The organism is Micromonospora sp. NPDC003776 (assembly GCF_053605645.1).
Map to the genome: position 1 here is coordinate 30,134 of NZ_JBSGJR010000014.1, position 6,886 is coordinate 37,019.

Sequence of the window (6,886 nt, forward strand, 5' to 3'; positions counted from 1 at the left end):
GCAGGGCGCCTGGCCGCCCGGACCCGCGAGATGGTGGAGCAGGTATGGGCGGCTGCGCGCCGGCGTGGCGTTTCCGGTCATCGGATCGGTGATGTTCGTACGTCGGTGAGGTGTTTGGTGATGCGTAGCAGCACGTGGTCCGGTGGCCCGGCGACGAAGGCGGCCGTGTCGGCGAGTGCGGCGATCAAGGGCAGTCCACGGCCGCCGACGGTGAGCGGGGCGGGGAGGTCGGCGTCGAGTCCGGCGCCGTTGGGGGTGCTGCCGCGGTTGCCGACCTCGAGCAGGCAGATCTCGTTGTCGATGCTGATGGTGATGTCGACGGCGCTGTCGGGATCGGCGTGCATCACCGGGTTGGCGCATGCCTCGGTGATCAGCACGGCGAGGTGGCCGCGAGAGTCCTCGGCGGCGTCGGTGAGGCTGAGGGACTTGGTTAAGGATCGTCTGTGATCGTGGGCCGGTCGTGGGTGTCGGTGTCTTCTGGTTTGATGCGGGGCGGTGGGGGTCTGGCCGGCGGTCAGTGCTGTCGCGTGGCGGGGTTGTGCGGGCTGGCCCGGGTCGGGGTGTGGTGAGGTTGGTGGCGGGTGAGCCGGGCGGTATCGCTGGCTGAGGGCGAGGCTTCCCGCACCGCGTGTGTCCGCGCTTTTGTGCGCGCGGGTGTGGATGAGAAGACCGGGCAGGTCCTGTCCCAGGCTGTGCTTGTGGAACGTGTCGGCTGGTGTGCCGATCTGGTGGCGGGGATGGTCTCTGCGCTGTTGGCGCAGCGGTGGAACGCCGTCGATGTGCAGGTGTTGGCCTCCGGTCAGGACGCGGGGGGCCGACGGTTGCCGTCGAACGCGTGGATGGCGTTGCGGCGGCTGGGCTGGACCGCGACCGCGCCCGGCGGGGTGAGGGTTAATGACCGGATCGTGCGGATGGCGCAGGAGCAGGCCGGGCGTGCGCTGCGGTCGGTGACGTGGCGTGCCGATCTGACCGCCGGAGTCCTCGCATCCTGGCCGGCCGACCCGGGCAGACGCACCGGGCAGGAGTGGGATCAGGTTCGGGAGGCGATCCCTGGCGGGAAGTATCTGCCGGCCAACGTCATCAAGGCGCGTACCCGGCAGGCCGCCACGTTCCTCAACGCCAACGGCCGCCTCCCGGTGGATGTATTCGAACTGGAAGGCATCCCGAAGGTACCGCGGATGTTGTTGCTGGCCGCGTGTGACCGGCAGCAGGCCACGATCGAACGTAGCGACGGCGATCCGGGCAGGGTGCTGCTGCGCCTGCAGTTGCCCACCCGAGCGGATCCGCGCACGTATCGGGACTGGACGTGGGTGGCCTGCCCGATCACCCTGCCGCCCACCGTCCCGGCCGGCGCGGTGCTGCACCTACCCACCCTGCAGATGGCCGGCCGGCAGGTACGCGCCGATGTCGCTTACACGCACGCCGTGCCGAAAGCCCGGCGCGCTGGTCACACGGTCGCGCTCGGGGTGGACTGGGGCCTGAACACGCTGCTGAGCGCGGGGGCCCTGCGACTGCGAGCCGATGGCCGGATCACCGCGTTGGGGGCTGGCGGCCAGTTCCGGGCCGCCGGAGTGCTCGCCAAGCAGCACCGCCTGCGCCGCCTGTCCGAGCGGCTGCACGCGAAGGCCGATCAGTATCTGCGGCTGACTGCCGGAGGCCGTGAGGAGCACCTGAGCGCGAAACACGAGGTGCTGCGCGAGGAGATCCGGCACGTGTCCGAACGCCGCTCGAACCTCAACCAGGCGCTCGCGTGGGCTGCCGCCCGCTGGGCGGTGGACCAGGCGATTGCCGCCGGCGCGACCGTGATCTACGTGGAAGACCTGCGGTCGATGGAAGCCAAGGGCATGGGCGCCACCCTCAACACGCGCCTGTCGCAGCAGGTCCGCGGGCAGATCGTCGACCGCATGCGGCACCTCGCCGCCGAGGCCGGCATCGCCGTGGTCACCGTCCCGGCCCGCAACACCTCCAAACACTGCCCGCAATGCCTGACCCCGCTACGGCACCGCAAAACCCCCGACCAGCCGACCGTGCCGGGCTGGAAATGGGCCATCTGCCCCAACACGGGCAGCTGCGGCTGGCAAGGCGACCGCGACCACGGCGCCTGGCGGCGCATCGCCGCCCGCGGCCTCACCCACCAGACCAAGACCGTCACCGATCGCACCAACGGCGCCATGACGATCCGGACGGTCGCGGACACCCTCGAAGCCAGTGCCGTCGTCACCCCCGCCGTCAAGACCAGCCGGGAGGACCGGTCGAAGACCGGCCCCACCCGGCACAAGCCACCACGCCCCGCGCCCAGGCGACGCAGGGCACCCTCCCCCACCCAGCAACAGCACGGCCGGGCGGGTAAGCGTCCGGAGGGACACGCACCAACGGACCGGCCCAGGCTGCCCCGCGCAGCCCACCGGCACCAGGGCGTGAACACGATCAGCACACCCACCCCCGGCCACCGGCCACGCGGAGCAGCGTTGGGCGCAGGATTTCACTTCCACGCCCATGCGACTCCACCCAGGTGGGAAACGATCCCGGAAACCCACTCCGACTCAGGATCCCTAAGCTGATTCGAGACGCTCAGCAGGGTGGTGAGCGCGGGTCACCGAGGACGGCTGACGCGAGAGCGACAAGGTCATGCTCACCCGCATTGCGTAGCTCCTTCCCGGCCCGTGCGTGAGCCGCCGGACTGCTGCGTCACACCCAAAGGCGGGACGCTCCGGTTGTGATCAGCACTACCCAAGGTTGCTCGGGCGAAACGGTCAGGGTGTCGGTTCGACGTATGCCGGCCGGCGGCGGTTCGCCCGTCAGGGGCATAGGGTGAGCGGGGATCATCGGCGTGGGGAGGTTGTTGTGGGTCTGCTGTTGTCGGTTCGGCCGGGCCGAGGTTGCACTGTGCTCGAGGTGCGCGGCGAGCTGGACATGGCGACGTCCCCGCAGTTGCGCGAGGCTCTGCAACGGTTGGTTGACGCCGGTGACCGTCAGGTGGTGGTGGATCTGGCCGGCGTGGGGTTCATGGACTCCAGCGGGCTGGGCGCGCTGGTGGTGATGTTCAAGGCGTTGCGTGACGTCGGTGGTCGGTTGTGCCTCGCCGCGGTGCAGCCCGTCGTGCGTAGCGTCCTGACGGTCACGTCGGTGGATCGAGCCATCCAGGTATACGACAGTGTGCAGGCGGCTGAAGCCGATCTGCCGTCCATGGACGACGCGACAGGCCGGTAGTCAGTCGGGCAGTGCGGTGCTGGCGCGCGCCTGGTCGGCGCCGGCGCTGGTACGCCGGTCCTCGCCGTGGCCGCCGTGCCAGTCAACGATGAACAGGGTGGCATCATCGGCCAGAGTCGGTCCGCTGACCTCGAGCACGGCGTCGGCCAACGCCCGGACAGCCTCGCGCGGGTGCAAACCGGCGATCGACCGCAACATGGTCGGTAGATCCAGGATGGCGGCGTTGCGCTCCCGCACGCCATCGGTGACCACAACCAATCGGTCGCCCGGTCGCAGCGTGATCTCGCCGGCGCGGTAGTCGGCGTCGGCGAACATACCCAGGGGGAAGTTGGCCGGTAGCGGCAGCGCCCGCGTGTCCCCGTCGCGCACCAGCATCGGCGGCACGTGCCCGGCGTTGAGCAGCGCGCACACCCCGGTGCGCAGGTCGAGACGGCCGAGGACGGCGGTGATGTAACTGCCGGGCACGGCGGCGTGTCCGGCCACGTCGGCGTTCGCGGCGTCGGCCTGCTCCACCAGACCGGCCCCGCGGCGGCGGCTGTTGCGCAGGCTGCCCACGCCCAGGGTGGCCGTCAGCGCGCTGGCCACCCCGTGGCCCATCGCGTCGGTGACGCTGAAGTGCAGCACGTCACGTGCCAAGCTGTAGTCGAAGGTGTCCCCGCCGATACTCGCGGCGGGCTCCAGCCAGCCGGACAAGGTGAACCCGCTGGCCTCACACGTGAACGAGCCGGGAAGCAGGCGACGCTGAATCTCCCCTGACAGGGTGAACGGGGTCGTGCGTTGCCCCCACTCGAACAGGTCGGTGTACCGGCGGTTGGCGATCACCACGAACGCCAACACGTGCGCCGTGCGGGCGATCTCCTCCAGCGCCCGCACAGCGGGCTCGTCCGGCAGGATCATCTCCAGCAGGCCGATCGCCTCACCGCGATCGGTCACCGGCGCCAAAACCGCCCACCCGTCAGGCTGTGCGACAACCTGCACCGTCTGGGTGCGTAGCGCCTGCTCGGCGGGGCCGCCGTCGAACGGCATCACCGTGGCGACCTCATCACCGTTCCGGCGTCCCTCACCGGCACCGCCGAGCGGCACGTGGGCCAACCGGACCAGCGCCCGGCCGCTGAGGTCCGCGATCAAGAACGCGACGCTAAGGGCCCCCAGCGCCGCACCGAGTTCCCGGGTGACCGCCTCAACCGCCTCGACCGGCGAGGCGTTCTCCGCCGCATCCAACATATGCGCCATGACCCGCCCTCGACTGCTTTCCACTGTCGGAGCCTACGAGACCCGGCCGGTCATCGCCCAACACGAGAATCGCCACAGCGTCAACCACCCAGACCAGATGGCAGAGTCAAAGTCGACCCGCACATGCGAGGAGTCGATCACGGCGCGAAACCACGGCCGCGGCTTGCGTGGTCACGCGCCCACCCAACGTTGCCGATCCAATTGGACAATCAGGTGATGTAACGGCAAACCGTTCCGAGGCGCATACACCACGGATGCCACGCTGCTGGCGTCCCACGGCGACAGGGGCGGGGACGCCCCCACCCCTCCTCGACCCCCGGAGGGTGGTCCCCGACCCCTGTCGCCCTCGCCAACGACGTCGTCGATGCGGATCCAGTTCCGCAGCGTCTCAGCGTTAACCCCGAGATCCGCCGCGACCTGCGCGATCGTCACCCCAGGCCGGGACCGGTACAACGCCACCGTGTCAGCCTTGAACTCGGGCGGGTAATGCTTCATAGCCATCGTGTTCCAGGACTCCCATCCACCCGAACCTTCCAAGATCGGGCCTCAGGTGTCCAAGATCAGGGTGAAGCCCCTACGGCTTCGTCGCCAACACTGGCCGGCAAACGTCCAGGACCCGGAGCAGCCTCGCCGCAGGCCCACCGGCACTACGGTTTGACTCCTTCGTACGCCAGATGCAGCATCATGCCCTGGTCGGCATGGCTGAGGTTGTGGCAGTGGTTCATCCAGAGGCCAGGGTTGGTGGCGCGGAAGGCCACATCCCAGACCTCGCCCGGGCGCACGTCGAACGTGTCCAGCCACAGCGGGCTTCCAGTTGGCGCACGACGGTCGCGGGCCAGCACGAGGACGCGGTGGCCGTGCAGGTGCCACGGATGGGTGTCACGGCTGCGGTTGACGACGGTCAGCCGGACGAGGTCCCCTTGGCGGACGACCTCGGTCGGGATGGACGGGAACGCGCGGCCGTTGACGGTGTACGCGTATCGCGGCCGGGCGCCGGACAGCGCGACACCCCGGTCGAGTACCAGCGTGAAATGCCGGTCGAACCGGCTGTGCCCGTCGAACGGGGTGGCGGCGGGGGTGCCGTACCGGGTCAGGTCGAGTGCGGGCCAGCCAGTGGTGTCTTCGGCCACCGCCGGTGCGCCGTCGGGTCCCGGCGCCAGCCGCAGGCCGGCGGCGCGGTCGTTGTCGACCAACAGCGCCACCGGATGGTCCAGCGCCCGGTACGCCAGGTCGTAGCGGCCGCCTGCGGGCAGCCGCAGCGCGACCTGGGTCAGGTCACCGGGGCCGGTCAGCTCGTTGCCGTCGGCAGCGACCAGACGGTACGGGGTGCCGGCCAGGGTGAACCGGTGCGGGGTGTTGTCGGTGTTGACCAGCCGCAGCCGTACCGGCGTGCCGGGCGCCACGCGTTGGTCCATGGGCTGGTCGTGGTTGCCGAGGACGGTGGTGCCGGCGAAGGTGTGCACGGGCACGGTCAGGTCCAAGCCGGGAGCCGGTGTCGCACGCGGGGCCACGACGAGCGTCCCGTAAAGCCCCATCCGGACCCCCCGGTCAGAGACCTCATGGGTGTGGTACCAGTAGGTGCCGACCTGGTCGGCGACGAAGCGGTACACGAACTCCTGTCCGGGCAGCGTCGGATCCTGGGTCAGGCCCGGTACCCCGTCCTCGCCAGCGGGCACGTCGTAGCCGTGCCAGTGCAGAGTCACCCCGGCGCGGATGTCCACGTTGCGCAGCGTGACCTCGATGAGGTCGCCATCGGTGGCGGTGATCGGTGGCCCCGGGATTTGGCCGTTGAAGGTCCAGGCGGCGACCTTGCGACCAGACGACAGGGAGACCGTGGCCGTTTGGGCGGTCAGCGTGAATCGACGCACCGTGCCGCCAACGGGCGGCGTTGCGGGGCCGCGCGGCATAGCCAGTGCAACGTGCCCGTCGTGGTGGCCGCCGGTGTCGGCGCCGTCGGCGTCGCCCGGCCGCACCGCCAGTGCCGCCCCGACCAGCCCGACCGCGAGCGCCGCCGCCACACCCGCGCGCATGCCCGGTAACGGCCCCTCGGGTGCCGTCACCCGCCAGCTCACCAGCGCCGCGGCACCGACCAGGGCGACCGTGACCAGCGCGACGCTCCAGGTCGCCGGGTAACCGATCAATACCGTGACGAGCAGCCCGGCGGCGGCGGCGTACCCGGCCGTCAACAGCGGGACGACGGCGGCGGTGGGGTGCGCGGCCGGACCCTCCTGGCGACGGCCGGCCGCCCGTATCAGGTGCGGGCCGGCCAGCAGCGCGGCGGTCACGGCGGCGGCGCCGAGCAGTGGCATTGCCAGGGTCACCTTCTCCTGCACGAACCACCAGCCGCGGTACGCGCCGAGCAGGTCGTCGTAGGTGGCGATCTCGTGGTCGTCGTCGCGGGCGGTGTAGAGCAGGACCCGGTAGCCGGCGGCGTCGGCGGTCT

Annotated in this window: 6 protein-coding genes; 2 read left to right on the forward strand and 4 right to left on the reverse strand. The window is 70.6% G+C overall.

The window, feature by feature from the left end:
• Positions 1 to 77: 77 nt before the first annotated feature.
• Entirely contained in the window at positions 78 to 803 is a 726-nt protein-coding gene (locus tag ACWEVO_RS02720) for an ATP-binding protein (protein WP_452305838.1), read from the reverse strand.
• On the opposite strand from ACWEVO_RS02720, the gene ACWEVO_RS02725 reads away from it, so the two are divergent.
• Positions 738 to 2,561 carry a zinc ribbon domain-containing protein gene (locus ACWEVO_RS02725; protein WP_452305833.1) on the forward strand — a complete coding sequence of 608 codons (1,824 nt, stop codon included), beginning with the start codon at positions 738 to 740 and terminating at the stop codon, positions 2,559 to 2,561. The two genes, ACWEVO_RS02720 and ACWEVO_RS02725, sit on opposite strands and share 66 nt — an antisense overlap.
• Before the next feature lie 283 nt (positions 2,562 to 2,844).
• The gene (locus ACWEVO_RS02730) at positions 2,845 to 3,210 is read left to right on the forward strand and encodes an STAS domain-containing protein (RefSeq protein WP_452305834.1); all 366 of its coding nucleotides are present in this window, start codon (positions 2,845 to 2,847) and stop codon (positions 3,208 to 3,210) included.
• Here ACWEVO_RS02730 and ACWEVO_RS02735 read toward each other — a convergent pair whose 3' ends face one another.
• From ACWEVO_RS02735 to ACWEVO_RS02745, 3 genes are all read right to left on the reverse strand, one after another.
• The gene (locus ACWEVO_RS02735; RefSeq protein WP_452305835.1) at positions 3,211 to 4,443 is read right to left on the reverse strand and encodes a PP2C family protein-serine/threonine phosphatase; all 1,233 of its coding nucleotides are present in this window, start codon (positions 4,441 to 4,443) and stop codon (positions 3,211 to 3,213) included.
• A 171-nt stretch (positions 4,444 to 4,614) separates the two neighbouring features.
• Positions 4,615 to 4,944 carry a transposase gene (locus tag ACWEVO_RS02740; protein WP_452305836.1) on the reverse strand — a complete coding sequence of 110 codons (330 nt, stop codon included), beginning with the start codon at positions 4,942 to 4,944 and terminating at the stop codon, positions 4,615 to 4,617.
• A 146-nt stretch (positions 4,945 to 5,090) separates the two neighbouring features.
• A partial coding sequence (locus ACWEVO_RS02745; RefSeq protein WP_452305837.1) for a multicopper oxidase family protein occupies positions 5,091 to 6,886 on the reverse strand: 1,796 nt, incomplete at its 5' end.

What these genes read in the sequence shown, in the direction of transcription:
- ACWEVO_RS02725 (WP_452305833.1), top strand. Translation starts at nt 738, where the DNA reads ATGGTCTCTGCGCTGTTGGCGCAGCGGTGGAACGCCGTCGATGTGCAG.
- ACWEVO_RS02735 (WP_452305835.1), bottom strand. Translation starts at nt 4,443, where the DNA reads ATGGCGCATATGTTGGATGCGGCGGAGAACGCCTCGCCGGTCGAGGCG.
- ACWEVO_RS02740 (WP_452305836.1), bottom strand. Translation starts at nt 4,944, where the DNA reads ATGGCTATGAAGCATTACCCGCCCGAGTTCAAGGCTGACACGGTGGCG.